The organism is Streptomyces sp. NPDC055254, assembly GCF_053606025.1.
The window spans coordinates 293,278-320,208 of sequence record NZ_JBSGQV010000006.1 but is presented as its reverse complement, the minus strand read 5'-3'; the positions used below and the strand labels follow the sequence as shown (position 1 = coordinate 320,208).

The window sequence follows — 26,931 nt, the reverse complement described above, 5'->3', positions numbered from 1 at the left end:
CTCATGGCCGCCGCCGGAGTCACCGCACAAACCACCCAAGTCCACTCCGGCGAAGAAGCCCTCAACCGCATCACCGGCGCACAAACCCCCTCCGGTGTTCCGGTCATCATCACCGCACCGGTCTCGGACCGGCCCAGGCGCAGCACCAGCTCCCAGCGCGGCCGTCGCAGCCGGCCCGCGCAGGAGCGCCGTCGCAGCTCCGGCATCGCCGCCTGACGCCACGTCCCCCCGCCCGCCCGCCCCGCCCGCCGGACCCCCGGCCCGGGGCGGGCGGGCGGACCGCCGTGGCCGCGGCCGCGGTCCCCGCACCCGCACCCCTCCCCGTCTGTGAGGCATCATGCGTTTCGTCATCGCCCGGTACCCCTTCGACCTCGAGAAGAGCGAGGTGGAGGAGGCCATGAAGGGCATCAAGGCCGAGCCCGTCACGGGTGCGTCCGTCACGATCGGCCGCCGTTCCTACCCGGTCAAGCAGGTCGGCGAGGTCATCACCCGGCAGGACCGGCGCGACTTCACGGCCGCCGAGGTCACCCGGGCGCTGACCCGCCTCGGCTTCACCTGCCGCGACCTGACGGCCCCCGTTCCGGCGCCCGTCCGCACTCCGCTCCAGGAAGCGCGGGCCTTGCTCGGTACTCCGGCCGACGCCTGAGCGCGCTTGCTAGAGTTCTTGCCCATGTCGACCCCTGACGACCTGCTCACCGACCTCGCTGCCATGGTCGAGTCGGAGCAGACCAACCAGATGTCCCTCACCGTCGTCGTCCACGGCGCCGTCATCACGGGCCGCCTCGCCCCCGAACGCGTCTGGCGCGAACGGGTGGCCGAAGTCCTCCGCGACTCGGACCAGCTGGCCCCGTTCGCCGACGTCTTCAAGGCCTCCGGCGAGTCCGGCCGCACCGTGACCACCGCCGGGACCCCCTCCCACCTGCACTTCCACGTGGCGCGCATCCTCCAGGGCACCCTGGGCATCCCGGAGACCGGCGGCATGTACCGGATCGCCGTGAAGGACGTCGGCGCCTGGACCGTGGGGGATTTCAGCTACTCCGACAAGTGATTCCGGCCGGGCCGGACCTCGGGCGGCGGTCCAGCGGACCGCCGCCTACTCTTCGTTCAGGTCCCTCAGCGCCGTATCGAGCTCCAGCACCTTGACGTCCGGGTGGTCGGCGGCCCTGTCGGAGGCGCCCGAGACCAGCAGGCCGTACCGCGGGCTCTCGGTGTTGGCGGCGAGTCCGGCCGAGGACAACGCCTCTTTCGGGCCGCACCCGCCCTCTGACGGCTCCCGTACGCCCGCGAACGCCCCTCTACGGCTCCCTGACGCCCGGGGTTCCGCCGCTGCGGCGATGCCGGCTCCGCGACGGGGGTACGGGGTAGTTCGTCCGGGTATATCCCCATGGACAGTGCGTCGACGTATCCGCCCGAGGAGCACAGTGCCATGCACCGTACAAACCTCACAGACGTCGCGACCCACGAGGCGAAGGCCCTGTCCGTCTCCCTGTTCCGGAGGCTGGCCGAGCTGACGGAGGGCGGCGCGGAGTACTCCTACGTCCGCAACACCCTCGTGGAGCTCAATCTCAGCCTCGTGAAGTACGCCGCCCGCCGCTTCCGGGGTCGCAGCGAGCCGATGGAGGACATCATCCAGGTCGGCACGATCGGCCTGATCAAGGCCATCAACCGGTTCGACCCGGAGCGCGGGGTGGAATTCACCTCGTTCGCGATGCCGACGATCACCGGGGAGATCAAGCGGTTCTTCCGGGACACCAGCTGGGCGGTCAAGGTCCCCCGGCGCCTCCAGGAGCTGCGGATCGACACCGCCAAGGCCCACGACGCCCTGGAGCAGGACCTCGGCCGCGAGCCCACCTCGGCCGAGCTCGCCGGGCACCTGCACGTCACGCCCCAGGAGCTCACCGAGGGGCTCAAGGCAGCGCACGCCTACTCCGCGCGCTCCCTGGACGCGCCGATGCAGGAGGACGGCGACCAGGACGCCTACGCGGGGCAGCCCGCCCTCGGCGAGGAGGAGACGGCCTTCGACCGGATCGAGTGCCTGGAGTCCCTCAAGCCGATGCTGGACGGCCTCCCCGAGCGGGAGCGGACGCTGCTCGCGCTGCGCTTCGGTCAGGAGCTGACCCAGTCCGAGATCGGCGAGCGGCTGGGACTGTCCCAGATGCACGTGTCCCGGCTGCTGAACCGGACCCTGGCCCGGCTGCGCGAGGGTCTGCTCACCGAAGAGCCGGACGAGCCGGACCCGTCCGCCCGCCCGGATGCGCGGACACCTCCAGCCACACCGTCTTCCCGGGCCGCCCGTCCGCGTACGGGGTCGAGCCCCAGCTCCGTGCGAGCCGTTCCAGCACGATGAGCCCGTGCCCTCCGGGCAGCGCCCGGTCGCCGGGCCGCCGGGGGCGGGGGTGCTCCGGACTGTCGTCGCTGACCTCGACGCGCAGCCGCTCGGCGGAGTGACGCAGCACGAGTTCGCGCGGCCCCCCAGCGTGCAGGCACGCGTTGGTGATGACCTCCGAGACGAGGAGCAGGACGTCCTCGACGCCCTCGGGCGCGCCCGGCCAGTGCCAGTCGGCCAGGGCCTGCCGGGTGAAGTCGCGGCAGCGGCCGACCACACCGGACGTGGCACCGCCCAGGATCAGCCTTCGCGTCTGCTCGGCCACCGGGCCTCCGTTCTCCGCGCTCCGCGCCCGCCTACCCCCTCGCAAGAGTGCCAATCCTAGGTCCCCCGGCGCCGGGCCGCCGTCGGCCGCCGACGGGCCGGCGGCGGTGGGCGCCGCGGGGCTCGCGATCCTGGACGAGGCCCTCTCGGCGGCGGACGCACACGCTGTCTGACCTGCGGATCTGTGGGCTCGCCCAAGCCGAGGGGGCTGGTGTTCGGAGGATTCGTGCGGTGGCCGACCCCCCGCCCTCATGTTGCAATCCGTTCAGGCCTCGACCCGAAATCGGGCCAAGCACCTACGGACCGGGATGCACGTCAGTCCCGGGGCGGTCCCCCGGGGCCGAACGGCGGGGAGCGGGCAGACCGCTGGACGCCGGGCGTACGGGATCCAGACGACCGGACTCCGTGTTCCCGAGTACCCGAAGGAAGACTCCATGAGCAAGCACGTCCTGGCCCAGAACCAGTACGGCAAGGCCGAGAACCGCATCGTCAAGGTGACCCGCAAGGGCAGCGACGGTTCCTGGCACGAGATCCGCGACCTCAACGTCTCGGTGGCGCTCCGCGGCGAGTTCAGCGACGTCCACCTCACCGGTGACAACGCCAACTGCCTGCCGACGGACACCACCAAGAACACGGTGTACGCCTTCGGCAAGGAGCACGGCATCGCCTCCCCCGAGGCCTTCGGCATCCTGCTCGCCAAGCACTTCGTCTCCTCGCAGGCGCCGATCCGCGAGGCGCAGATCCGTATCGAGGAGTACGTGTGGGACCGCATCCCGGTCCCCACGCGCAAGGAGCAGCACTCCTTCGTCCGCAAGGGCCAGGAAGTGCGCACGGCGCAGGTCACCTACAGCGAGACCACGGGCCTCCAGGTCATCTCGGGTCTGAAGGACCTGACGGTCATGAACTCGACCCACTCCGAGTTCCACGGCTACATCAAGGACAAGTACACGACCCTCCAGGAGGCGTACGACCGCATCCTGGCGACCAAGGTCACCTCGCGCTGGGCGCACTCGGCGCTGGCCGCCGACGACGCCGGCCACGACTGGGACCAGTCGTACAAGAAGGTCCGCAAGCACATGCTGGAAGCCTTCGCGGAGACCTACTCGTACTCGCTGCAGCAGACCCTGAACCAGATGGCCGAGCGGGTGCTGGACAACTGCCCGAAGGTCAACGAGGTGCGCCTGAACCTCCCCAACAAGCACCACTTCCTCGTCGACCTGGAGCCCTTCGGCCTCAAGAACGACAACGAGGTCTACTTCGCGGCGGACCGGATGTACGGCCTGATCGAGGGCACCATCCACCGCGAGGGCGTGCGGCCGGTGATCGCCACGTCCGACTGGATCGTGGCGTAACACCCTCCTCGCCCGTCAGTGCGGCCCTGACCGCGTCGCGGGGTCGGGGCCGTCCGGCTGCCCGACCAGCAGGTTCCACCGCCCCGCGCGCCCGGTGAGGCACGTGACCGTGTCCGGCCGTACGTCGAGCCGCCAGAAGGTCTCGGCGGGCAGCTCCAGCGCGTGCACCACGGCCGCCCGGACGACGGCCTGCTCGACCACGGCCCGGTGCGTGCCCGCGGTCAGGGCCGCCAGCTCCGCGCCGACGCGGGCGGTCAGCGCCCGTACGGACTCCCCGCCCGGGGGCGCGCAGCCGGGATCCGTGAGCCACGCCCGCAGCGCTCGCGGGTCCTCGGCCGCCACCTCGTCCAGGGTCCGCCCGGCCCACCGTCCCGGGTCCGGGCCGCGTAGGCCCGCGTAGCCCGGGCAGGGCAGCCCGGTCCCGAACCGGCCCTGCCGGCCGGCCGCGTCCAGCGGGGGCGTGACCAGGTGGACTCGCACCAAGGGGGTCGTCATACGGGGCAGCGTAAGCGCGCCACCGGAGTGGCCGACGCGGTGGCGTCCGGCTCCTCCGGTGGCGCGGAAGCCCCGGTCAGCCGCGGCGCCGGGCGACACGGGGGGCGAATTTCGGCCTGGTCTGCGGTTTTCTAGCCGAACGTGGCCTTGTGTCGGCCGCCGCGCCCAAGGAGGCTGTGCAGCCGGTGAGTTGATAATGAAGGGGGCCGGTCGCACATGCCGACGGCGATCTGTGAGTGGCGGGGCTGGACGGGCGCCGCCCCGTTCTGGATGAACGCGTTCCTGCTGCTAGTGGCCCCCTTCACCGCCGTCACGCTGTTCGGCCAGATCGGTGTCGTCACGGGTCTGGCCGCCCTGGGGGGACTGGCGCGCCACCTCTGGTCCGGCGACTACGGCCATCCGGCCATGCACCTCGCCGCCGCGCTGATGGGCGCGGGGACGGCCACTCTGGTCGCCGTCTGAGCGCTGGGCCCCGCCCATGGCGAGGGCGTACGCGTAGGGATCGTTCATGGATCCAGGCAAAACCGCCGGGGGCCCGTCCGCAACTCGCACCGGTGCGCTGAGGCCGCCTGTCGGCCGTGAGGGGGTCTGCGCGTCCGCCGGTCGGGGGCTTCTGGACGACCGGCCGGGAGTCCTTCGGCGTGTCGGGGCACATCCCCCGCATGAGCGGGAGGCGGCGCGCACGAACGGTTCGGGCGGCGCGGACGGTACTGACCAGGGCCCTCACAGCGGCCTGCGTCGTACTGCTGTGCGTGTTCGGCGCGGGCCCGGCCGCCGCGACGGTCGCCGAGGCCCGTCCGGCGTCCGCCGCTCCCGTCGAGCCCACCGAGGGACAGCCCGATCCGGCCGCCGACCCCGAGGTCCGGTCCGCCCTGCGGGCCGCCGCGCGCGGAGTGCCGGAGCCCCGGCGCACACGGCAGCCGATGTTTCACGTGAAACATGCGCGGCGGTCGGCGCGACCCGTAGGGGGAGCGGCCGAACCGGCACTGTCCCTGCGGGCCGTACGGAGTGTGGTGCTGCGCTGCTGACCGGACCGGTCGGCGACGCACACCCCCCACCACACCCCGACGAGCACCTTGAGGTTCCGCCATGCCCTTCGACCCGTACACCGCCCTGAACGCCATGCTCCGCGCCGAGGCCTCCCGCTCCGCCCCGCCGGCCCGCCAGGCCGAGCCGGCGACGCCGGCGAAGATCCCGGCCGCGTCCGTGGAGTCCGAGTCCGAGTCCGAACCGCAGCACGGCACTCCGGCAGACTCCGGCGCGTAGCGGACGGGCCGGGACGGCGAGGGGGACCGGTTCCCGTGCCCCGGCAACGGGGCGTGGTCACGTGCGGTTCGGCCACGGCACGGGAACCGTCGCCGCCGTCTCGGGCGGCCCCGGCCACCTCGGGCAGAGGTACCGGGCCGGGCCGTCCGCGCCTACGGCTACTTGCGGTTGTAGAGCCGCATCGTGACCGGCCCGAAGACCACGACCAGCAGTCCCGCCCACCCCAAAGACCAGGCGATCGCGGCGGCCGGCCACTCTCCAGCCATGAGCCCGCGCACGGCGGTGGTGAGGTGGGTGACCGGGCTGTTGTTGACGAAGGCCTGGAGCCAGCCCGGCATGGTGCTCGGGTCCACGAAGATGTTGCTGAGGAAGGTCAGCGGGAACAGGACCATCATGCTGACGCCCATGACGGATTTCTCACTGCGCAGCAGCAGCCCGAACATCGTCCACACCCACGAGAAGGCGAACGAGAAGACGATCAGCAGCGCCACTCCGGCCAGGACCCCCACCACCCCGCCCGCCGGGCGGAAGCCCAGGGCGAGACCGACGGCCAGCATCACGGCGGAGCCGATCGTGTAGCGCAGCATGTCGCCGAGCAGGTAGCCGACCATCGTCGACGGCCGCCAGATGGGGAGCGTGCGGAAGCGGTCGAAGACGCCCTTCTCGATGTCGGTGTTGACCGAGACGCCCGTGTACATCGTGATCATCACGATGGACATCACGAGGATGCCGGGCAGCAAGGTCTGGATGTACGTCTCCGGGGAGCCGGCCAGCGCACCGCCGAAGAGGTACGTGTACATCAGCACCATCATGATCGGGAACGCGGTGACGTCGAAGAGCTGCTCCGGGACGTGCTTGATCTTCAGCACGGCGCGCCAGCCGAAGGTCAGCGAGGTGGAGAGCGCGCCGGGGCGCGGCGGACGCCGGCCGGAGACCAGCAGCGCCGCGAGCTGATCGGCGCGCGGGGCGACGAAGTCCTGTTCACCGGCGCCGGGGGCGGCCGTGTCTGCGGTGTCGGCGCGGCCGTTCTGCTGGGTGTTGACGCTCATGTCGCCGCCCCCTTGTCATCGGTGAGCGCGAGGAAGACCTCGTCGAGGCTGGGCTGGCCGAGCGCGAACGTGTCGACCACGATCCCGGCCCGGGCCAGCTCGGCCAGTGCGGCGGCGGCGGACTCCGCGTCGTCGACGCGGGCGGTCAGCGCGACCGGGTCCGGATCCGGTGAGACGGTCTCGTCGAGCACCCGGGCCAGCACGCGGACGGCTTCGTCCCGCCGCCCCGGGTCCCGCAGCCGCACGTGCACGCTGCCCGCGCCGACGGATGCCTTGAGCTCGCCCTTGGTGCCCTCGGCGATGACCTTCCCGTGGTCGATGACCGCGATCCGCGAGGCGAGCCGGTCGGCCTCGTCGAGGTACTGGGTGGTGAGCAGGACCGTGGTGCCCTGGGCGACGACGGCGCGCACGATCTCCCAGACCTGGTTGCGGCTGCGCGGGTCGAGGCCGGTGGTGGGTTCGTCGAGGAAGAGCAGGTCGGGGGTGTTCAGGATGGAGGCGGCGATGTCGATGCGCCGCCGCATGCCGCCGGAGTACTGCTTGACCTGGCGGCCGGCCGCGGCGGAGAGCCCGAAGGCGTCCAGGAGTTCGGCGGCGCGCTCGCGGGAGGCGGGCCGGGAGTGTCCGAGCAACCGTGACAGCAGCACGAGGTTCTCGGTCCCGGTCAGGTCGTCGTCGACGGAGGCGTACTGGCCGGTGAGGCTGACCCGGCTGCGTACGGCGTCGGGCTCGTGGACGACGTCCTTGCCGAAGACGCGGGCCTCGCCGGCGTCCGGGCGCAGCAGGGTGGCCAGCATCTTCACCACGGTGGTCTTGCCCGCGCCGTTGGGCCCGAGCACGCCGTAGACCGTGCCCTGAGGGACCCGCAGGTCCACCCCGTCGACGGCTCGGTTGGCGCCGAAGGTCTTGACGAGGCCGGTGGTTTCGATCGCGTGGCCGACGGAGCTCGTGGGACTCAGTCCTCGCGCGTGTAGTACCGGTAGAACGCGATCGCGCCGACGCCCGCGCCGACGGCCAGGCCGATGCCGGCGGAGCGGAGCACGCCGGCGTCAGTGAGGCTGTGCAGATAGCCGACGGCGATACCGCCGAAGGCCCCGTACGCGGCGCCGTGGAGCTCGCGGGTGAGCCGCGGGCCGAGGCGGTTCAGGGCGTACATGACGCCGGCGAAGAGCGCGCCGCACAGGATTCCGTAGAAGACGTTGCCCGCGTCGACCGGGCCCGTCTGACGCTCGATGAAGGCGGCCCAGACCCCGTAGACGAGTCCGAGGAGCAGGGCGCGGGTGAGGGCGTTCCTGGCGGTGTGGTCCGCGTTCACTGTCGACCGGTGGTGTCGCCGGGTGGCGGTGGGTGCCGCATGAGCCATGACGGGCTCCTCTCTCCCATCCCTCCAGGGCACACCCACCGCTACCGGCCGGCAAGTGGATCAACCGGCGGAGGGTTCCGGTGTCGGTACGGGTCGCGCCGGGTCGTACGTGTGGGTGTGTGCCGAGCGGGTCATGCGTGTGCCGCGGGGGGCCGCGCGCGTGGCGTGTTGCGTGCGTGTCGTGCGGGGGGCCGGGGCGGGGGCGCTACCCGGCCGCCGGCCAGGTGCGCAGCAGATCCGGGGCCTCCGGGGCCCGGCGTTCCGCCCGCTGCCGGATCTCGTCGAGGTCGCGGGCGGCCGGCGCCCTGCGCCGGGCGGGCTCGCCCGGCCCATGGCGTGTGCGACGGCGCACTCCGCCGCGTCCGCCCCGCCCCGCCCCGCCCCGCCCCGCCCCGCCCCAGAATTGCTCCGGCCAGGGTGACGCGCCACCGACGCGCCACCCGCCCGCAGCAGTACCGGTCGCGCCCGGCGCCTCCCCGGCATTCCCTGGTGGCGTGCGCACCATCCTGTCTGCGGTACTCATCGTGCTCGTGGCCCTGCTGGTGCCCGCGAGCGCCGTCGCGTACTGGGCCGACCGCGAGCTGGGCGACGCCGACCGCTACACCGCGACCATGTCCCCGCTCGCCGGAGACCCGGCCGTGCAGAACGTCGTCGTCACCCAGGCCACGCGCGCCCTCGCCGCACAGATCGACGCGGGCCCCTTCCAGCCCGGGGTGGACGCCCTGCTCGGCGAGGCCCTGCGCTCCTTCGCCGACACCGCCGCCTACCGGACCGCTTGGGACGCCGCCAACCGCGCCGCCCACGCCGCCTTCCTCAACGCACTCACCACCGGCGACGGCAACGCCGTCACCATCGACCTCGCACCCGTCATCGACCGGATCAAGGCGGAGCTCGTCGCCGACGGCGTGCCCTTCGCCGACCGGATCCCGGTGAACCACCCCCTGTCCGTGAAGGTCATGGAGTACGACAACCTCGGCGCGCTCCGGAAGGGCTTCCGCATGCTCCAGATCGCCGGCGTCTGGCTGCCCGTACTGACCCTGGTGCTCGCCGCCGCGGCCGTCGCCGTCGCCGTGCACCGGCGCCACGCCGTGATGGCCACCGGGCTGGGACTCGCCGTCGGCTCCGTACTGCTGTGGATCGCGATCGGCCTGGGCCGCCGGCTCACCCTGGACGACCTGCCGCCCGACATCGACCGGGCCGCCGCGGCCGCGGTGTACGACGCCCTCACCGCGTTCCTGCGCACCGCCGCCTGGGTGGTGCTGGCCGTCGGGCTAGCCGCCGCACTCGCCGCCTGGCTGACGGGACGACTACGCCGTACCCCATAGGCTCGGAAGATACCGACCTGCGGAGAACGAGGCGGAAAGAACCGCGACAACCGATTCGCGAGCGGCCGCACGGAAGCGGGAATGAGTACCGAAGGCACCGAACACATACCGTCCGGCCCCGCCCGGCGCCCCGCGCTGGTCCCACCGGCGTGGCTGCTCAACGGACTGCGTCCCACCGGCGCCCCGATCCCCTGGGCCGCCGCACTGCGCGCGGCCATCGCCCTGGCCGCGCCGCTCGCCGTCGGATTCGCCCTGGACGAGCCCGAATACGGGGCACTGGTCTCCATGGGCGCCCTCTCCGGAGTCATCGGCGACACCGCCGACGCCTACCGGATGCGCATCCTGAACATCGCCGTCCCCCAGATCTTCGGCGCCGTCGGCGTGGCACTGGGCACCCTGGTCTTCGGCCACGGCTGGGTCGCCGTCGGCGTCCTCACCCTGGTCGCCCTGCTGTCCGGAATGATCTCCTCGATCGGTACGGTCGCCTCCGTGTCCGGGCTCCTGCTCCTGCTGAACGCGGTGGTGGGTGCCGGGCTGCCGATGCCGCGGCCCTGGTGGATCGCACCGCTGCTGCTGAGCGCGGGCGGGCTGTTCGTCCTCGCGCTGACCCTGCTGGGCTGGCCCCTGCGCGGACGAGGGCCCGAGCGGGCGGCCGTCGCGGGCACCTACCGGGCCCTCGCCGACACGCTGGAGGCCGCCGGCGGCCCCGCGTACGAGGAGTCGCGCCAGCACCTCACCCAGACGCTGAACCAGGCCTACGACCTCGTCCTGGGCCGCCGGGCCCGGGTGCACGGCCGCAGCCCATCGCTGGTGCGGATGCTGGCCCAGCTCAATGCGGTGATCCCGCTGGTGGAGGCCGCGCCCGCCGCGCACCTGCGCGCCCGTCCGCTGCCGCGCGAGGTCCCCGCGGCCGTACGGGAGCTGGCGGCCGCCGTGGAAGAGGGCCGCACGGAGCCCCCGGTCCTCACCCTGCCCGCGCCGCACGGCGAGGCCGAACGCGCCCTCGACGCGGCCCTGCGGCATGCCGCAACCATCGTGCACCTCGCGGAACCCGACGCCTCCGACGTCGACGACCGGCTGGGACGCCCCGCCGCACTGCGGGTCCGCGCCGGGCGGGCGGTGCGGGACATGATGCTGTCCGAGGCGTCCTGGCGGTACGGGCTCCGGCTGGCGCTGTGCATCGGGCTCGCGCAGTCGCTCGTCTCGCTGATCGAGGTCGAGCGGTCCTACTGGGTCGCGCTGACCGTGACCTTCGTCCTCAAGCCCGACTTCGGCTCGGTGTTCTCCCGGGCCGTGCTGCGCGCGCTGGGGACGGCGGCCGGGCTGGTCGTCGCCGCCGCCGTGCTCTCGGAGGTGCCCCGCGGATGGTGGGCGGTACCGGTGATGATGGTGCTCGGCGCCCTGATCCCGGCCTTCTCCGCCAAGGGGTACGCCTTCCAGACCGCCGCGATCACCCCGGTGATCCTGCTGCTGTCCGACGTGCTCGACCACCAGGGCTTCGACCTGATCCGGCCCCGGCTGCTGGACAGTCTGATCGGCTGCGCCATCACCCTCGTCGCCGGGTACCTGCTGTGGCCGGAGAGCTGGCACACGCGGATCGGGGACCGCCTCGCCGCCGCCGTGGACGACGCGGCGCGGTACGTCGAACGGGCGTTCGCACCGGTGTCGGACGAGGCCGGCCACGCGGCCGCCCGCACGGCCCGGCTCCAGGCACGGCGGCGGATCTACCGGGACCTGTCGGGGGTGCGCAGCGAGTTCCAGCGCGCCCTGACCGAGCCCCCGCCGACCGGGGCGCGCGCCGCCGCGTGGTGGCCGCTGGTGGTCGCCGTCGAGCGGATCGTCGACGCGACCACGGCCGCGCGGGTGCGGGTGAACCACGGCGCGGCGGTGCCCCCGGCGGCCGAGGTGGAGGGCGTCACGCGGCAGCTGCGGGAGCTGGCGCAGGGGGTGCGGAGCAGCCCGGTGCCGGTACCGGTGGAGGTGCCGGCGGACTTCGACGGGACGAGCGTCCTGACACCGGTCCACCAGGAGGTCGCGGCGGCCCGCGGCCTGACCCGGCCGCCCACCGACGCGTAGCCCCGCCGGCGTCCGGGCGGAGCCGCCGTCCCGAGCCGGCACCGGGGCATGGGGCGGTCCCCCGAATGGGTCCGCGTCCGGGCCGGGACGCCCCGCACAGGGCAGCATCGAAGCATGCGCACCCCCCGCACCACGGCGGTCCCGGTCCTCGCCGCCCTGCTGGCGGCCACGGCCGGGTGCGCCGACGTGGAGGGGCTCCGCAGCGAGGGCGACCTGGGAACGGCGCACGCACCGCAGACCCTGTGGAAGGATGTCCGGCCCGCTCCGCCCGACCCCGCGCACGAGCCCGGCACCGCCACCGTCGTCCCCGGCATCCCCCGGGTGCCCGGAGGGGACATGGCCCGCGTGAACGCCCTGGACGTCGTACGCGCCGACATCACCTCCGCCGCCGCGCAGGACGGCGGAACCGGTCACCTCGTCGACCCGCGGGCCGTCCAGCGGCTCGCGCGCTGTACACGGACGGTGGACGGCGGCCCGGACTGTCCCGTGCGGCCGGCCGTCCTGCACGATCTCACCGGCAACGGCAGGAAGGAGCTGATCACCGCCCTGGACATCGACGGCCGCCTCAGCGAGCTGCGCGTCTACACCGTCCAGGACGACGGCCGGGTCGCCCGGATCCTGTCCCGGCGCGGGGTCCTGGAGGGCGTCGAGGTGGCCGCCGAGCACCTGGCGGTCCGCGAGCCGACCTCCAACCCCGAGTACGTCGCCGTCTCCGACTACGTGTGGGACCCGGAGTCCGCGACCATGAACCTGTCCCAGCTCACCCTCGACCAGTGCCCCGGCGCCGAGGACTCCGGTACGGGCGGGGCGGCGCGATGCGGGTTCTGAGCAGCCTGCGGTGGCGAATCGCCCTGACCACCACCGCGGTGTGCTGCCTGGTCGCCGCCGCGCTGGGAATCCTGGTGCACAACGTGGTGGCCCGGCAGGTCGTCGGCGAGGTCCGCAAGGAAGTCAACGCGGACCTGGACCACGCCCTCGGCCACTACGAGTACGGCACCGCACACGGCGACGTGAACGCCGCCCTGGATCCGCCCGACCTGCCCCCGCCGCTGCGCGCTCTCGTCGCGGACGGGCGGACGGGCAGCATCGTCGGCGACCACGCGGGCAAGCCCGTGATGTGGGCCGCCGGCCCCGCCGACGGGAAACCGCTCGCCGTCTGGATCCCGTACGCCAACACCCGCGACCGGCTCCGGGACCTCGACACCGCGATCCTCGCCTCCTCCGTGCTCGCGGCCGGGGTGGTGGCGCTGGCCGGTCTGTTCCTCGCCGACCGGATCAGCCGGCGACTCGCCACCACGGCCGCCGTGGCCCGCCGGATCAGCGCCGGGGACCTCGACGCCCGCGTCGGTCTGCCGCCCGACGAGGCGGACGGGACCGCGGACGAGGAAGCCCGACCGGCCCGGTCTCGGGACGAGGTGCGGGACGTGGCGCAGGCACTGGACTCCATGGCCGGCTCCCTCCAGGGGCGGCTGGAGGCGGAGAAGCGCTTCACGGCGGACGTCGCGCACGAGCTGCGCACCCCGCTGACGGGTTCCCTGGCCGCCGCCGCCCTGCTCCCGGAGGGCCGGCCCAAGGAGATGATCAATGACCGGCTCAGAGCCCTGCACCTGCTCACCGAGGACCTGTTGGAGATCTCCCGGCTGGACTCGGGTGTGGAGCGGGCCGATCTCGCCCGCGTGGAACTCGGCCGGGCGGTCCGGCGGGCGGTGGCGGGCAGCGGCCACGAGGCTTCGGTACGGGTGGTCCGGGATGCCGTGGTGCTCACCGACCGGCGGCGCCTCGACCGGATCCTGGCCAATCTGCTGGCCAACTCCCACCGGCACGGCCGGCCCCCGGTCGAGGTGACCGTGGAGGGCCCCGTCGTGACCGTCCGCGACCACGGCCCCGGTTACCCGTCCGAGCTGATCGAGCAGGGGCCCCGCCGCTTCCGCACCGGCGACCCGGGCCGCGGCCGCGGCCACGGGCTGGGCCTCACGATCGTGGCGGGTCAGGCCGCGGTCCTGGACATCGCCCTGAGCTTCACCAACGCACCCGACGGCGGCGCTACGACCACGCTGCGCCTGCCGGTCGGCCGCCTGACCGAGGGGTGAGCGCGCGGGGGTGGATGTTTCACGTGAAACACCCACCCCCGCGCATCACCGTCGACCGCCCGGGTCGACCGGAGCGGTCAACCGGCCCGGTCAGACACCGATGTTGCGGCCGTCCTTGCGCCAGACGGACACGACCGCCGGGCGGACGAGCTTGCCCGGTCCGTCGGGCCACGCCGACTGCGGGTTCTCGACCGAGGCGCCGTCGAGCTCGCCCGGGTGCTGGACTGCGACGAGGACGCGCTTGTCCTGGATGAGCGGACCGCAGGTCTCGGCGCCGCGCGGAACGGTCAGGAACTGCTTGAGCTCGCCCCGGCGTTCACCGGCGGTCGCGACGCCGAACAGGCCGTCGTGGGAGCCGAGCTGGTTGCCGTCCGTGGAGATCCACAGGTTGCCGTGCGGGTCGAAGGCCACGTTGTCCGGGCAGGAGATCGGGCTGACCTTGTCCTTCGGGAAGCCCGCGAAGTAGGTGGCCGGGTCGTTCGGGTCACCCGCGACCAGGAAGAGCCGCCAGGCGAAACCGTCGCCGGCCGGGTCGTCGAAGTTCTCGGCGAGCTCCAGGATCTGGCCGTGCTTGTTGAGGTTGCGCGGGTTGGCCTCGTCCGCGCCCGGCTTGCCGGCCTTGCCGCGGTCGGTGTTGTTGGTCAGCGCCACGTACACGCGGCCGGTGCGCGGGGACGGCTCGACGTCCTCGGGACGGTCCATCTTGGTGGCGCCCACCTTGTCGGCGGCCTGCCGGGTGAAGACGTACACCTCCTCGGCGGTCATGCCCTCGACGTGCGAGACGTTGCCGGTGGCGAGCTTGATCCACACGCCGGAGCCGTCGAACTCGCCGTCGTCGGGGAGCTTGCCCGAACCGTCGAACCGGTCGGCCGGGGAGTCACCGGTGAGCTTGGCGACGTACAGGGTGCCCTCGTCGAGGAGCGTGAGGTTGTGCTCCTTCGCCGCGCGGCTGTTGCCCTTCTTCATCTGCTTGCTCGACACGAACTTGTAGAAGTAGTCGAAGCGCTCGTCGTCGCCCATGTAGACCACGGGACGGCCGTCCTCGGTCAGGCGGGGCTGCGCGGCCTCGTGCTTGAAGCGGCCGAGCGCGGTGCGCTTGCGGGGCACGGAGTTCACGTCGTACGGGTCCAGCTCGACGACCCAGCCGTGCCGGTGCGACTCGTGGGGCTCCTGGGCCACGTCGAAGCGCTTGTCGAACCGCTCCCACTTGCGCTCGGTGGCACCGGCGGTGATGCCGTAGCGCTTCAAGCGGGCGGCCTGGACGGGGTCGGTGACCTGGCCGGCGTTGGCGAAGTACTGGTTGAAGTTCTCCTCGCCGTGCAGGGTGGTGCCCCACGGGGTGGTGCCGCCCGCGCAGTTGTTGAGCGTGCCGAGCACCTTCGTGCCGGTGGGGTCGACCGAGGTCTTCAGCAGTGCGCCGCCCGCGGCCGGGCCGGTCATCCGGAACTCGCTGGTGGCGGTCAGCCGGCGGTTGAGGTGGTGGCGGGAGACGGCCGTCAGCTTGCCGCTGCGGTGGTCCTCCTGGACGACGACCACGGACAGGCCGTGCGCGGCCCAGGCGATCTCGACCTGCTCACGGGTGGGGTTGGCCGGGTCGTAGGCCTTGAACATGAGCTGCTCGTCCGTGTACTCGTGGTTCGCCACGAGGAGCTGCTGGCGCTCGTAGTCGCCGCCGAGCGGGAGCAGGCTCAGGAAGTCGTTGTTGTAGCCGAACTGGCCGGCCTGCGCCGCGGCGGTCTGCCGGTCGGGGTTGAAGCCGGGCGCGCCCTTGACGATCGGGTCGCCCCAGCGGATGACCACGTTCTGCTCGTGCCCCTCGGGGACGGTGACCCGGTCGTCGGTGTTCGGCGCGACCGGCTTGAAGCGCAGGCCCCGGGCGCCCTCGGCGCCCGGGCCGAAGGCGCCGCCGGCCTCGGTGGCGGGGGCGGCCTGGGCGGACTGCCCGCCGTTGCCGCCGAGGGTGACCGCGGTGCCGGCGGCGGTGGCGACCGTGACGACGGCGGCCGAGCGCAGCATCGAGCGGCGGGAGTACGCGCGGGCTATGACATCGCCGGCGTACTCGTTGTCGCTGGTGTTCGGCACCTCGTGGAAGCATGCGTCGCCACAGCGGTAGCGGCAGGTGAGGGCGGAACGGCCGCCCCCATGCGGGTTGCCGATGAGCGGCAGGAGCTTGCGCACGAGTGTCCTCCGAGTAGCTGCGTGGGCGCCGACAACGTGTCGGGACGATCCAGCCGTGACGGTAGGCGCGGGTTGCGCCGAAGCGGCGGCGCGGGGATGAACGGCCGGTGAACCCGGCACGTCGGGGCGGCAGTTCAGTCGGCGTGAGAGGCTCCCTGGAAGACGGACGCCACGAAAGGCGACCCTGCCGAAGATCCAGCCGGGCGGCCGATAACCTTACGTGTCCACTCTGGGCAGGGATCATCCGCGCAGCACGGACAAATGACGCACGCACTCATGCGAAAGGCCTGGCCCATGGGTATTCGGAACTTGTTGCGCAAGGTGTTCGGACGTTCCGCCGAGCCGGTTCCGGAGACGTCGAGCGCTCCTTCGGCGGCCGTCCCGAACCAGGCGGAACGCACCCCCCTGGATGTCGCCGCCGAACTGGTGGCGGCATCCTTCGACAACCCGACGGTCCCCCCGCAGTCCGCTCCGCGGGACCGCGAACCGGGCACCGTCCTCACCGCCCCCGCCCCGGTGGCCGACCCCACGGTCCCGGAGGCCCGCCGCGCGTCGCCGCCGGCGGGTGGACGTGACGCTGCCGCCGGGTCCGAGCCGACCCGGGACGACGCCACCGAGGCCGAGCGGGTACCGGCCCAGGCGGACGCCCCGCCGCAGCCGCCGGCCGAGCCCGCCGAGGCGGACACCGCCCCGCCGGCCGAGCCGCAGACCGCGGCCCCGGCTGAGCAGGCCGACGCCGCGCCGGTAGCAGAAGTCGTCACCGCCGAGGCCGACGCCGCGCCCCAGGCGCTGGACACCCCCGCCGCGCCCACGACCGAGGTCGAGGACCAGGCACCCGCCGCCGAGACCACGCCGGACGCCACGCCGGAGGCGGAGCCCCTGGCCACCGAGGCCGAGGCCCAGCCGGAGCCGGCCGACGCCGCGCCGGTGGCGGAGATCGTCACCGCCGAGGTCGACGCCGCGCCGCAGGCGCAGGACACCCCCGCTACGCCCACGACCGAGGTCGAGGACCAGGCACCCGCCGCCGAGACCACGCCGGACGCCACGCCGGAGGCGGAGCCGCCGGCCGCACAGATCGAGGCCCCGCAGGAGCCGGCCGACGCCGCGCCGGTGGCAGAGATCGTCACCGCCGAGGCCGACACCGCGCCGCAGGCGCAGGACACCCCCGCCGCGCCCACGACCGAGGTCGAGGACCAGGCACCCGCCGCCGAGACCACGCCGAAGGCGGAGCCCCTGGCCGCCGAGGCCGAAGCCCCGCCGGAGCCGGCCGACACCGCGCCCCAGGCGGAGCCCTTGGCCGCGCAGGCCGAGGCCCCCGCGGAACCGGCCGTCGCCGCGCCCGAGGTTGCCGGCGAGGGTGGGGCCGCTTGGTCCGGGGCCGCCGTGCGGCGGCGGGCCCCCGCAGTCGCCGGGGCGTACAGGGCCGCCGGGCAGGTGCTGCGGAGCAAGGCGAGGACCGGGGCCCGCGCCAAGGTGTACCTCGTGCTGGACCGGTCCGGATCGATGCGCGGGTTCTACAAGGACGGCAGCGCCCAGTATCTCGCCGACCACGCACTCGCCCTCGCCGCGCACCTGGACGACGCGGCCACCGTGCACACCGTGTTCTTCTCCACGGACGTGGACGGCACCGCCGACCTGTCCCTGGACACCCACGGCGAGACCTGGGTCGAGGACCGCCACGCCGAGCTCGGCCGGATGGGCCGCACCAGCTACCACGTGGCCGTCCAGGCCGTCGTCGAGCGCTACCAGAAGGACGGCGGCGAGGGCCCGGCCCTGGTCGTCTTCCAGACCGACGGCGCCCCCGACAACCGCCAGCCCGCCAAGGCCGCACTGGTCGAAGCGGCGGCCACCGCCCCGGGGATCCACTGGCAGTTCGTCGCCTTCGGTGACCACGACGCCAAGGCCTTCGACTTCCTGCGCAGGCTGGACACCGGGAACGCCGGCTTCTTCCACGCCGGCCCCGCCCCCCGCGAGCTGACCTCCGCCGCCCTCCTCAAGGGCGTCCTCGACCGGTTCTGACCACGGCCGAAACGACGGAAGGGCCCGGGATCATCCGATCCCGGGCCCTTCCGTGCGACGGTCGGAACTACCGCGCCGCGTCCGGGTGCACGGCCTCGGTGACCGGCTTGGCGTCGGCCGCCTTCGTCTCCACCGGCTTGCGCAGGGCGATGTTCAGCTCGCGCAGGCGGGTCTCCTCCAGCACCGTCGGCGCGCCCATCATCAGGTCCTGGGCGTTGCCGTTCAGCGGGAAGGCGATGGTCTCGCGGATGTTCGGCTCGTCGGCCAGCAGCATCACGATGCGGTCCACGCCCGGGGCGATGCCACCGTGCGGCGGGGCGCCGAGGCGGAAGGCGCGCAGCATGCCCGCGAACTCCCGCTCGACCGTCTCGGCCTCGTAGCCGGCGATCTCGAAGGCCTTGAGCATGACCTCGGGCTCGTGGTTGCGGATGGCGCCCGAGGACAGCTCGATGCCGTTGCAGACGATGTCGTACTGCCAGGCCAGGATGTCCAGCGGGTCCTTCTCCTCCAGGTCCTTCATGCCGCCCTGGGGCATGGAGAACGGGTTGTGGGAGAAGTCGATCCTGCCGGTCTCCTCGTCCTTCTCGTACATCGGGAAGTCGACGATCCAGCAGAAGCGGAAGACGTTCTCCTCGAACTGCCCCGCGCGCTTGGCGGCCTCGACGCGCACGCCGGACATGATCTTGGAGACCTCGTCGAACTCGCCCGCGCCGAAGAACACGGCGTGCCCCGGGGTCAGGCCCAGGCGCTCGGTGAGGACCTTGACGTTCTCCTCGGTGAGGAACTTGGCGATCGGGCCGGTCAGCGCGCCGTCCTCACCCACCCGCACCCAGGCCAGGCCCTTGGCGCCCAGCGAGATCGCGTACTCGCCCAGGCCGTCGAAGAACTTGCGCGGCTGCCCGGCGGTGTCCGGGACGGCCAGCGCGCGCACGTGCTTGCCGGCGAACGCCTTGAACTCCGAGCCCTCGAAGACGTCGGTGATGTCGACGAGCTCCAGCTTGGCGCGCAGGTCGGGCTTGTCGTTGCCGTACTTCAGCATCGACTCGCGGAACGGGATCCGCGGGAACGGCGAGGTGACCTCGCGGCCGTTGCCGAACTCGGTGAAGAGCTCGGTCATCAGGCGCTCGATCGGCTGGAACACGTCCTCCTGCTCGACGAAGGACATCTCCACGTCGAGCTGGTAGAACTCGCCCGGCGAGCGGTCCGCGCGGGCGTCCTCGTCGCGGAAGCAGGGCGCGATCTGGAAGTAGCGGTCGAAGCCCGAGATCATCAGCAGCTGCTTGAACTGCTGCGGGGCCTGCGGCAGGGCGTAGAACTTGCCCGGGTTCAGGCGGGAGGGGACGACGAAGTCACGGGCGCCCTCGGGGGAGGTCGCGGTGAGGATCGGGGTCGCCATCTCGTTGAAGCCGAGGGCCACCATCTTCGAGCGGATCGACGCGATGACGGCCGAGCGCAGCATGATGTTGCGGTGCATGCGCTCGCGGCGCAGGTCGAGGAAGCGGTACTCCAGGCGCCGCTCCTCGTTCACCCCGTCGTCGGTGTTGATCGTGAACGGCAGCGGGGCGGAGGCGCCGAGCACCTCGACCTCGGAGACCTCGATCTCGATCTCGCCGGTGGGCAGCTCCGGGTTGACGTTGTCCGCGCCGCGCGAGACGACCTTGCCGTCGATGCGGACGACGGTCTCCTTGGTGACGCTGCTGAGCGCCTCGTTCGCCGCGGTGCCGGGACGGGCCACGAGCTGCGTGATGCCGTAGTGGTCCCGCAGATCGATGAAGAGGATGCCGCCCAGGTCTCGACGATTGTGCAGCCAGCCGCTCAGCCGGACGTCGGAGGCGACGTCGGAGGCACGGAGCTCGCCGCACGTGTGGGACCTGTACCGATGCATCAGTCATCCAGTTCTACGCGATACCAGGGTGGATTCAACCGTCCCAAGGTTACCGTCCGGGAGGGACACCGCGCTGGCGCGCCCGGACGGGACGGTGAACAGGCAGGTCGCCGCGATGACCTGTAAAGATGTCCGGGTGCGCACCGAGGACGTCCTGGCCGCGATCGCGACGGGTCTGTGGCGATGGGACAACGCCTCCGGGACGGTCACGCTCGACGGCGAGGCCGCCCGGCTCCTCGGGCTGCCCGCCGAGCCGGTGGTGCTGCCGGAAGTCGCCGTACGGTCCCGGTTCCATCCGGTGGACTGGAACGAGATCAACGGCATCGTGAACCTGGCCGTCGCCGAGGGCACGCTCGCCGAGGCCCGGCTGCGGATCATGGACGAGGACGGGCGGGTCCTGCGGACCGTGCGCAGCCGCTCCAAACCGGTGGAGAACCGGGCCCCCGACGGCCGCACCGACTACGAGCTGATCGGCACCATCCAGGAGATCGCCGAGCCCCAGCCCGGCACCACGGCCGCGCACACCCCGATCACCGGCGACTGGCGACGCTCCCGCGAGGCCTTCCTGCTCGACGCGGGGCGGGCGCTGGCGGAGGCCCGCTCGACGGCCGAGGTGCTGCGGGTCGCCGCCTCGCTGTCCATGCCCGGCTTCAGTCCGGACGGGCTGGCCGTCTTCGGGATGACCGGGGAGCGGCTGTCCGTCATCGGGCACTACGGGCACGGCGCCGGGGACGAGGGGCCCTTCGCGGACATGCGGATGGACACGGACTACCCCGCCGCGGAAGTCGTCCGTACCGGGCGGGCGATCTACCTGCCCACCCCCGAGGACTACAAACGGCGCTTCCCGGCCACCTGGCCGCTCGCCCGGCGCTTCGGTCGGTCCTCCTGGGCCTTCCTGCCCCTGATCGTGGCCGGGCGGACCATGGGCGCCTGGATGGCCGCCTTCAAGCACCCGGTGTCCTTCTCCCCCGACGAGCGGTCCGTCCTGACGACCGTGGCCCGGATGCTGGCCCAGGCGCTCCAGCGGGCCGGCGTGGCCGAATCCGAGCGGGAACTCACCACCGGCCTGCAACGGTCGATGATGCCCCAGCTCGGCCCGGAGATCCCCGGCATGCGGATCGCAGCGCGGTACGTCCCGACCGGCGGCGGGCTCCAGGTCGGCGGCGACTGGTACGACATGATCCCGCTGCCGTCGGGACGGTTCGCGCTGGTCATCGGCGACGTGCAGGGCCACGACGTGCGGGCGGCCGGGCTGATGGGCCAGCTGCGGATCGCCGTGCGGGCGTACGCCTCCGAGGGCCACCGCCCGGACGCGGTGCTCTCCCGCGCCTCCCGGTTCCTGGCCGGGCTGTGCTCCTCGCACGAGTCCGACGGCCCCGAGGGCTCCGGATCGTACGGGGACCCGGCCCCGTACGGCGACCCGACCCCGTACGGCGGCTCGGGCGGGTACGGGGATCCCGGCGGGTACGGGGATCCCGGCGTCGACCCGGATTTCCTGAGCCCGCGCTTCGCCACCTGCCTGTACGTGGAGTGCGACCCCCGGACCGGCCTGCTGGAGGTGGCCCGGGCCGGCCATCCCGACCCCGCGATCCGGATGACGGACGGCACCGTGCTGATGCGGGCCACCGCCGGCGGGCTCCCCCTCGGGATCGTCCCCGACACGGACTACCCCACCACCCGGTTCACCCTGGAACCCGGCGAGACGATGATGCTGTGCACCGACGGGCTCATCGAAACGGGCGGGCACGACCTGGACACGGGCTGGGCCCGGCTGCGCGCGATCCTGGAGGCCGAGCCGCCCGGCCCGCCCACGGCAGCGGGGCAGCTGGAAACCGGGCATCTGGAGAGGCTGGCCGACCTGCTGGTCCAGGCGGTGCACGGGCCTTCCTCGCACCACACCACGGGCCCGCTGGCCGACCGCCGCGAGGACGACATAGCGGTCGTGCTGCTGTGCCGGGAGGGCGGGAACTGCGGCTGCGGCAGCACGGCGCCGCACGCGGTCCGGCCGGCCCGCCGCACGATGCTCACCGTGGCCCAGGCCGAGCCGGCGCGAATCGCCGGCGCACGGCGGCAGATCCGGGAGCTGCTGCACGACTGGGCGGACGGGGAGCAGGTGGACTCGGCGGTCCTGATGGTCTCCGAGATGGTGACGAACGTACTGGTGCACACGGACGGCGACGCCCTGCTGGTGGCGGAGGCCGTGGGCGAGCTGGGCGCGCGGCGGCTGCGCGTCGAGGTCGCGGACACGAGCGACGAGCTCCCGCACAAGCGGCAGCCCGGCGAGATGGCCTCCAGCGGCCGGGGCGTCCTGCTGATGGAGATGCTGGCGGACACCTGGGGCGTCGATCCCCAGGGCGAGGGCAAGTCGATCTGGTTCGAGCTGCACGAGCAGTCGAAGCCGGATCCCGACCCGCTGGACTGAGCGCTCGGGCGGACGAGGGCTACGAAGCGCGCGACGGGGCGGGCTCCCGGTCAGGAGCCCGCCCCGTCAGGTGCGTTGTGCGTTCCGGCGTTCCGCGTTTCACAGGACGTCCGGGACGGTCAGTCGTCCGCTTCGCCGGCGCCCCGGTGGCCGAGGCCCGTGCGCTGCGTGCTGGGGATGCGCCCCAGCCGGCCGGCCTGGAAGTCGTCGAAGGCCTGCTGGAGTTCGTGCTTGCTGTTCATGACGAACGGCCCGTAGTGCGCCATCGGCTCCCGGATCGGACGCCCGCCGAGGATGACGACCTCCAGGTCCGGGGCGTTCGCGTCCTGGGACTCGTCCGCCCGCACCGTGATCGAACCGCCCTCGCCGAAGACGGCCGTCTGCCCGGTGTGAACGGGCCTGCGGTCCTCGCCGACCGAGCCGCGGCCGGCCATGACGTAGGCCAGCGCGTTGAAGTCCTCGCGCCACGGAAGGGTGAGCTGCGCGCCCGGGGACACGGTGGCGTGGATCATCGTGATCGGCGTGTGGGTGATGCCCGGTCCCGCGTGGCCGTCCAGCTCACCGGCGATCACGCGGAGGAGCGAGCCGCCGTCCGGGGTGGTCAGCAGTTGGACCTGGCCGCCGCCGATGTCCTGGTAGCGCGGAGGCATCATCTTGTCGGAGGCCGGCAGGTTGACCCACAGCTGGAGGCCGTGGAACAGCCCGCCGCTGACGACCAGGGCCTCCGGCGGGGCCTCGATGTGCAACAGGCCCGACCCGGCCGTCATCCACTGGGTGTCGCCGCCGTTGATGACTCCGCCGCCGCCGTTGCTGTCCTGGTGGACGAAGGTTCCGTCGATCAGGTACGTGACGGTCTCGAAGCCCCGGTGCGGGTGCCAGGGCGTGCCCTTGGGCTCACCCGGGGCGTACTCCACCTCGCCCATCTGGTCCATCATGATGAACGGGTCGAGGTACTGGTAGTTGATCCCCGCGAACGCGCGGCGCACCGGGAATCCCTCACCCTCGAACCCACCGGGAGCGGTGGTTACGGCCAGCACCTTGCGCGGGACGACCGCCTGCGGCTCGGCCACTCGCGGAAGCGTCAGAGGGTTCTCAACAGTCACTGCGGGCATGGTCAGGACCTCCTTCTGCGTCGAGTTTAGTTGAATCTCGAACTTTCTGCCACACCTGACTGAACCACGCGCCGCGCGCGGTCATTCCCGCCCCGCGACACCCCGCGAACGGGGCCGCGCACCACCCCCGGAACGACCGCACGCCCGCCCCGGCCGCGGACTGCGGCGGGACGGGCGTGCGGGTGGTTCCGGGCAGCGGCGGCCGCTCGGCGGGGGTCGACGCGGGCGACGCTCCTCCGTTTCACTCCACGGCGCGCCCCGAAGGGCGCGCCGGGCGGCGACTCAGCCGTACATGCGGCGCATCGCGAAGTCGACCATCTGCTCGACGGCCTTCGCGTCGAAGACCATCCGGTGGTCGCCCTCCATGTCGAGGACGAAGCCGTACCCGGTGGGCAGCAGATCGATCACCTCGGCGCCGGTGATCACGAAGTACTTGGACTCCTTGCCTGCGTACCGGCGGAGCTCCTTGAGCGTGGTGAACATGGGGATCACCGGCTGCTGCGTGTTGTGCAGCGCCAGGAAGCCCGGAGTGTCGCCCCGGGGGCAGTAGACCTTCGAGGTGGCGAAGATCTGCTGGAAGTCCTCGGCGGACAGCGACCCGGTGGTGAAGGCCCGTACCGCGTCGGCGAGCGACGGCGGCGAGGGCTCGGGGTAGAGCGGCTGCTCGCCGTACCCGCCGCCCATCTGCTGCGGGGCGGCGTACTGCTGCTGCCCCGCGCTCACGTTCTGGTCGTAGCCGTACATGGGGCGAAGCCTACCGAGCCGCCGACGCACTACGGACGGGTACGGGCCACGCCCGCCGCCCGGCACCAGGACCGTCCGGGGCGAGCTTGACCCTGGTCACACTCCGGACGGAAGGGTTGCTGTTATTACCGGTGGGTAGCATGATTACGTTACCGATCGGTATGTACGAGGAACCTGTCTCCCCGAGCCTTAACGGAGCCGTCGCCATGGGGCACTACAAGTCGAATCTCCGCGACATCGAGTTCAACCTCTTCGAGGTGCTCGGCCGCGACAAGCTGTACGGCACCGGTCCGTTCGAGGAGATGGACACCGAGACCGCCAAGAGCGTCCTGTCCGAGCTGACCCGCCTCGCCGAGAACGAGCTGGCCGCCTCCTTCGAGGACGCCGACCGCAACCCGCCGGTCTTCGACCCGGCCACCAACACCGCACCGGTCCCGGCCTCCTTCAAGAAGAGCTACGAAGCCTTCATGGACTCGGAGTACTGGCGCCTGGGCCTGCCCGAGGAGATCGGCGGCACCACCTCGCCCCGCTCCCTGATCTGGGGCTACGCGGAGCTGCTGCTCGGCTCGAACCCGGCCGTCTGGATGTACTCCTCCGGCCCGGCCTTCGCCGGCATCCTCTTCGAAGAGGGCAACGAGGCGCAGAAGAAGGTCGCGCAGATAGCCGTCGAGAAGCGCTGGGGCTCCACCATGGTCCTCACCGAGCCGGACGCCGGCTCGGACGTGGGCGCCGGCCGCACGAAGGCGATCCAGCAGGCGGACGGTTCCTGGCACATCGAGGGCGTGAAGCGCTTCATCACCTCCGGTGAGCACGACATGGAGGAGAACATCCTCCACTACGTCCTCGCCCGCCCCGAGGGCCACGGCCCCGGCACCAAGGGCCTGTCCCTCTTCCTCGTCCCGAAGTTCCACTTCGACTGGGAGACCGGCGAGCTGGGCGAGCGCAACGGTGTCTACGCCACGAACGTCGAGCACAAGATGGGCCTCAAGGCCTCCAACACGTGCGAGATGACCTTCGGCGACCAGCACCCCGCCAAGGGCTGGCTGATCGGTGACAAGCACGACGGCATCCGCCAGATGTTCATGATCATCGAGTTCGCCCGGATGATGGTCGGCACGAAGGCCATCGCCACCCTCTCCACCGGCTACCTGAACGCGCTGGAGTACGCCAAGGAGCGCGTGCAGGGCCCGGACCTCGCGAACTTCATGGACAAGACCGCGCCCAAGGTCACCATCACGCACCACCCCGACGTGCGCCGCTCGCTCATGACCCAGAAGGCGTACGCCGAGGGCATGCGCGCCCTGGTGCTGTACACGGCCTCGGTGCAGGACGAGATCCAGGCCAAGCAGGCCGCGGGCGAGGACGCCTCCGCCGAGATCGGCCTGAACGACCTGCTCCTGCCGATCGTGAAGGGTTACGGCTCGGAGAAGTCCTACGAGCAGCTCGCCCAGTCCCTGCAGACCTTCGGTGGCTCCGGCTACCTGCAGGAGTACCCGATCGAGCAGTACATCCGCGACGCCAAGATCGACACCCTCTACGAGGGCACCACGGCGATCCAGGGCCAGGACTTCTTCTTCCGGAAGATCGTCCGCGACCAGGGCGCCTCCCTGAACGTCCTCTCCGAGACGATCAAGAAGTTCCTGGCCGAGGCCGCCGGCGGCGAGGAGCTGGCCGGCGCCCGCGACGCGCTGGCCAAGGCCGCCGTGGACCTGGAGGCCATCGTCGGCCAGATGATCGTCGATCTCACCGCCACCGGCGAGGACGTCAAGAACATCTACAAGGTCGGCCAGAACACCACCCGCCTGCTGATGGCCTCCGGTGACGTCGTCGTCGGATACCTGCTGCTCAAGGGCGCGGCCGTGGCCGCCGAGAAGCTCGCCACCGCCTCCGCCAAGGACGTGGCCTTCTACACCGGCAAGATCGCCGCCGCGAAGTTCTTCGCGTCGCAGGTCCTGCCGAACGTCTCGGTCCAGCGCCAGCTGGCCGAGGCCGTCGACAACTCCCTCATGGAGCTCGACGAGGCCGCCTTCTAGGCTGCCGCGGCCCTCACCGGGCCACGTCCACCAGCGGCCGGACCCCTGTGCGAGGGGGTCCGGCCGCTGCTGTGCACAGCCCCGTTCCCTTCTTGTCAGTCGTTCATGGGACGCTCGTAGACATGAGCCCACAGGACCAGCACAGCAGCAGGGGGTACTCCGTCCCCACCGGGCGGCCGTACGCCCTCAAGGAGCTGCAGGCGACCTTGGGCAGCCTCGGCGACCACCTGCGGGAGCTGTACGACGGTGCGCACCCCGCCGAGTACGAGAGCGTGGCCGACGCCCTCTACATCGCGTTCCGGACCGCCGCCGGGCTCGCCCCCGCCAAGAGCTACACCGGTTGCCCCGAGCACCCCAACGGCGCCCTCGACCCCGAGGCGCCCGAGGGCTGGGGCCGCTGCCTCCTCTGCAACGACCGGCGCCGGCTCGGCCTGCGCTCGCACGGCGCCCGCGCCGCCGCCGCCGAACGGCCCGCCGGGGAGCAGCGCCGGCTCGGGTACCCCGTCCCGGAGCCGCCGTACACCCTGCGGGCGCTGCGCGACTGCCTGCGTACGGTCGAGGACCGCCGCTTCCACCTGTCGCTGTCCTCGCCCGCCGACGATTTCGTGCGGATGGCGGACGACCTGCACCGCGCCTTCATCGTCGCCCGCGAGCTGTCCCGGCCGCGCAACGCGTCGGGCTGCTCCGAACACCCCGGGGCGCCCATCGACCCGGACGCGCCGCCCGGTGAGGCCTGTATCTTCTGCGCCGGACGCAAGAGACGCGCGCAGCGCTCCGCGCAGACCCCGGAGATGCTCCCGCGCATCCGCCGGGGCGAGCGCAGGCAGTTGCAGCGCAGATTCGAGCGCCCGCCGGGCTGAGAATCGAAGGGA

The 26,931-nt window shown here is 72.4% G+C and carries 25 protein-coding genes and 2 pseudogenes; 16 read left to right on the top strand and 11 right to left on the bottom strand.

The genetic code is table 11. The features are described from left to right. The 3 genes and pseudogenes from ACWFQ8_RS09855 to ACWFQ8_RS09845 all read left to right on the top strand — a co-directional run. Positions 1–216: pseudogene (locus ACWFQ8_RS09855) on the top strand (DEAD/DEAH box helicase); the annotation flags it as partial. Between the two features lie 121 nt (positions 217–337). Continuing rightward, positions 338–646, top strand: coding sequence for an SCO5918 family protein (locus ACWFQ8_RS09850; RefSeq protein WP_453785658.1), 309 nt, complete (start codon positions 338–340; stop codon positions 644–646). 24 nt (positions 647–670) lie between these two features. After that, the gene (locus tag ACWFQ8_RS09845) at positions 671–1,048 is read left to right on the top strand and encodes a hypothetical protein (RefSeq protein WP_453785657.1); all 378 of its coding nucleotides are present in this window, start codon (positions 671–673) and stop codon (positions 1,046–1,048) included. 45 nt (positions 1,049–1,093) lie between these two features. On the opposite strand, the gene ACWFQ8_RS09840 is transcribed toward ACWFQ8_RS09845, so the two are convergent. After that, positions 1,094–1,237: a hypothetical protein gene (locus ACWFQ8_RS09840; protein WP_453785656.1), complete on the bottom strand. Its 144-nt coding sequence runs from the start codon at positions 1,235–1,237 to the stop codon at positions 1,094–1,096. 189 nt (positions 1,238–1,426) lie between these two features. On the opposite strand from ACWFQ8_RS09840, the gene ACWFQ8_RS09835 reads away from it, so the two are divergent. Further along, positions 1,427–2,347, top strand: coding sequence for an RNA polymerase sigma factor SigF (locus tag ACWFQ8_RS09835; RefSeq protein ID WP_453785655.1), 921 nt, complete (start codon positions 1,427–1,429; stop codon positions 2,345–2,347). Here ACWFQ8_RS09835 and ACWFQ8_RS09830 read toward each other — a convergent pair. Then, positions 2,328–2,903, bottom strand: a pseudogene (locus ACWFQ8_RS09830) (ATP-binding protein); the annotation flags it as partial. The gene ACWFQ8_RS09835 and the pseudogene ACWFQ8_RS09830 overlap by 20 nt on opposite strands. A 181-nt stretch (positions 2,904–3,084) precedes the next feature. Between ACWFQ8_RS09830 and pucL the strand changes: the two are divergent. Next, a complete protein-coding gene (pucL, locus tag ACWFQ8_RS09825; RefSeq protein WP_453785654.1) occupies positions 3,085–4,002 on the top strand; it encodes a factor-independent urate hydroxylase in 918 nt (305 codons plus the stop codon). A 15-nt stretch (positions 4,003–4,017) separates the two neighbouring features. On the opposite strand, the gene ACWFQ8_RS09820 is transcribed toward pucL, so the two are convergent. Then, complete coding sequence (locus ACWFQ8_RS09820; protein ID WP_453785653.1) at positions 4,018–4,497, bottom strand: histidine phosphatase family protein; 480 nt, start codon at positions 4,495–4,497, stop codon at positions 4,018–4,020. 216 nt (positions 4,498–4,713) lie between these two features. On the opposite strand from ACWFQ8_RS09820, the gene ACWFQ8_RS09815 reads away from it, so the two are divergent. The 3 genes from ACWFQ8_RS09815 (at position 4,714) to ACWFQ8_RS09805 (ending at position 5,763) form a co-directional block, all read left to right on the top strand. Then, complete coding sequence (locus ACWFQ8_RS09815; RefSeq protein WP_453785652.1) at positions 4,714–4,959, top strand: hypothetical protein; 246 nt, start codon at positions 4,714–4,716, stop codon at positions 4,957–4,959. Positions 4,960–5,159: 200 nt separating this feature from the next. Further along, on the top strand, positions 5,160–5,525 hold the full coding sequence (locus ACWFQ8_RS09810; RefSeq protein ID WP_453785651.1) for a hypothetical protein: 366 nt from the start codon (positions 5,160–5,162) through the stop codon (positions 5,523–5,525). 61 nt (positions 5,526–5,586) lie between these two features. Further along, positions 5,587–5,763: a hypothetical protein gene (locus ACWFQ8_RS09805; RefSeq protein WP_453785650.1), complete on the top strand. Its 177-nt coding sequence runs from the start codon at positions 5,587–5,589 to the stop codon at positions 5,761–5,763. Positions 5,764–5,921: 158 nt separating this feature from the next. Here ACWFQ8_RS09805 and ACWFQ8_RS09800 read toward each other — a convergent pair whose 3' ends face one another. From ACWFQ8_RS09800 to ACWFQ8_RS09785, 4 genes are all read right to left on the bottom strand, one after another. Next, positions 5,922–6,812, bottom strand: coding sequence for an ABC transporter permease (locus tag ACWFQ8_RS09800; RefSeq protein WP_453785649.1), 891 nt, complete (start codon positions 6,810–6,812; stop codon positions 5,922–5,924). After that, complete coding sequence (locus ACWFQ8_RS09795; protein ID WP_453785677.1) at positions 6,809–7,771, bottom strand: ATP-binding cassette domain-containing protein; 963 nt, start codon at positions 7,769–7,771, stop codon at positions 6,809–6,811. The genes ACWFQ8_RS09800 and ACWFQ8_RS09795 overlap by 4 nt, the downstream gene beginning before the upstream one ends. Then, on the bottom strand, positions 7,768–8,175 hold the full coding sequence (locus tag ACWFQ8_RS09790; protein WP_453785648.1) for a hypothetical protein: 408 nt from the start codon (positions 8,173–8,175) through the stop codon (positions 7,768–7,770). Before ACWFQ8_RS09790 ends, ACWFQ8_RS09795 begins: the two co-directional genes overlap by 4 nt. Before the next feature lie 205 nt (positions 8,176–8,380). Then, positions 8,381–8,527 carry a hypothetical protein gene (locus tag ACWFQ8_RS09785; RefSeq protein ID WP_453785647.1) on the bottom strand — a complete coding sequence of 49 codons (147 nt, stop codon included), beginning with the start codon at positions 8,525–8,527 and terminating at the stop codon, positions 8,381–8,383. Positions 8,528–8,669: 142 nt separating this feature from the next. On the opposite strand from ACWFQ8_RS09785, the gene ACWFQ8_RS09780 reads away from it, so the two are divergent. From ACWFQ8_RS09780 to ACWFQ8_RS09765, 4 genes are all read left to right on the top strand, one after another. Further along, positions 8,670–9,500, top strand: coding sequence for a hypothetical protein (locus ACWFQ8_RS09780; RefSeq protein WP_453785646.1), 831 nt, complete (start codon positions 8,670–8,672; stop codon positions 9,498–9,500). An 81-nt stretch (positions 9,501–9,581) separates the two neighbouring features. Continuing rightward, on the top strand, positions 9,582–11,576 hold the full coding sequence (locus ACWFQ8_RS09775) for an FUSC family protein (protein WP_453785645.1): 1,995 nt from the start codon (positions 9,582–9,584) through the stop codon (positions 11,574–11,576). A gap of 114 nt (positions 11,577–11,690) precedes the next feature. Then, the gene (locus ACWFQ8_RS09770) at positions 11,691–12,404 is read left to right on the top strand and encodes a hypothetical protein (RefSeq protein ID WP_453785644.1); all 714 of its coding nucleotides are present in this window, start codon (positions 11,691–11,693) and stop codon (positions 12,402–12,404) included. Continuing rightward, entirely contained in the window at positions 12,392–13,666 is a 1,275-nt protein-coding gene (locus ACWFQ8_RS09765) for a sensor histidine kinase (protein WP_453785643.1), read from the top strand. The genes ACWFQ8_RS09770 and ACWFQ8_RS09765 overlap by 13 nt, the downstream gene beginning before the upstream one ends. A gap of 90 nt (positions 13,667–13,756) precedes the next feature. Here the strand turns inward: ACWFQ8_RS09765 and ACWFQ8_RS09760 are convergent, their stop codons facing one another. Then, on the bottom strand, positions 13,757–15,844 hold the full coding sequence (locus ACWFQ8_RS09760) for a PhoX family protein (RefSeq protein WP_453785642.1): 2,088 nt from the start codon (positions 15,842–15,844) through the stop codon (positions 13,757–13,759). Positions 15,845–16,138: 294 nt separating this feature from the next. Between ACWFQ8_RS09760 and ACWFQ8_RS09755 the strand changes: the two genes are divergently transcribed. Then, positions 16,139–17,863 carry a VWA domain-containing protein gene (locus tag ACWFQ8_RS09755; protein WP_453785641.1) on the top strand — a complete coding sequence of 575 codons (1,725 nt, stop codon included), beginning with the start codon at positions 16,139–16,141 and terminating at the stop codon, positions 17,861–17,863. Between the two features lie 67 nt (positions 17,864–17,930). Here ACWFQ8_RS09755 and aspS read toward each other — a convergent pair whose 3' ends face one another. Next, entirely contained in the window at positions 17,931–19,748 is a 1,818-nt protein-coding gene (aspS, locus tag ACWFQ8_RS09750) for an aspartate--tRNA ligase (protein ID WP_453785640.1), read from the bottom strand. Between the two features lie 136 nt (positions 19,749–19,884). On the opposite strand from aspS, the gene ACWFQ8_RS09745 reads away from it, so the two are divergent. Then, on the top strand, positions 19,885–22,170 hold the full coding sequence (locus tag ACWFQ8_RS09745; RefSeq protein WP_453785676.1) for a SpoIIE family protein phosphatase: 2,286 nt from the start codon (positions 19,885–19,887) through the stop codon (positions 22,168–22,170). 119 nt (positions 22,171–22,289) lie between these two features. Here ACWFQ8_RS09745 and ACWFQ8_RS09740 read toward each other — a convergent pair whose 3' ends face one another. Then, positions 22,290–23,282, bottom strand: a complete 993-nt coding sequence (locus tag ACWFQ8_RS09740) for a pirin family protein (RefSeq protein ID WP_453785639.1) — start codon at positions 23,280–23,282, stop codon at positions 22,290–22,292. 282 nt (positions 23,283–23,564) lie between these two features. Then, entirely contained in the window at positions 23,565–24,026 is a 462-nt protein-coding gene (locus tag ACWFQ8_RS09735; protein WP_405979841.1) for an SseB family protein, read from the bottom strand. Positions 24,027–24,232: 206 nt separating this feature from the next. Here ACWFQ8_RS09735 and ACWFQ8_RS09730 point away from each other — a divergent pair, with 206 nt between their 5' ends. Further along, positions 24,233–26,059 (top strand): acyl-CoA dehydrogenase, encoded by a 1,827-nt coding sequence (locus ACWFQ8_RS09730; protein WP_453785675.1) that lies wholly within the window; start codon positions 24,233–24,235, stop codon positions 26,057–26,059. A gap of 122 nt (positions 26,060–26,181) precedes the next feature. Next, entirely contained in the window at positions 26,182–26,919 is a 738-nt protein-coding gene (locus tag ACWFQ8_RS09725) for a hypothetical protein (RefSeq protein ID WP_453785638.1), read from the top strand. Positions 26,920–26,931 lie beyond the last annotated feature (12 nt).